Here is a 309-nt window from a genome sequence, read left to right as displayed (position 1 = left end):
GATCGAAGCCCCGGTAGTCCGATGTCTGCCCCGGCGTGATCTCCGACCTCATGGGCAGGCCGACGCCGTTAACGCGGAGGTGGATCTTGGTCGTGAAGCCACCCCTTGAACGGCCGAAACCCTGTCGCGGAGTCCCCCTTTCGCGCCCGCTGCCTGATGATGGGCGCGAACTACGGTGCTGTCTATCAGTTGCAGGGCATCGGGAACCAGCCGACTTTCGTTCAGTGCGTCCATGATCTGCTCCCAGAGCCCGGCCAGCGTCCAGCGCCGGAACTGGCGATAGACCGACGACCACTTGCCGAACTCTTC

1 pseudogene is annotated in these 309 nt (G+C 63.8%); it reads right to left on the bottom strand.

Annotation, left to right across the window (positions count from 1 at the left end):
- Positions 1-309, bottom strand: a pseudogene (locus AB9K34_RS01255) (transposase); the annotation flags it as partial.

Source organism: Sedimentitalea sp. XS_ASV28 (genome assembly GCF_041224545.1).
Classification (GTDB): Bacteria; Pseudomonadota; Alphaproteobacteria; order Rhodobacterales; family Rhodobacteraceae; genus Sedimentitalea.
This window is presented reverse-complemented; position numbering and strand designations above follow the sequence as displayed.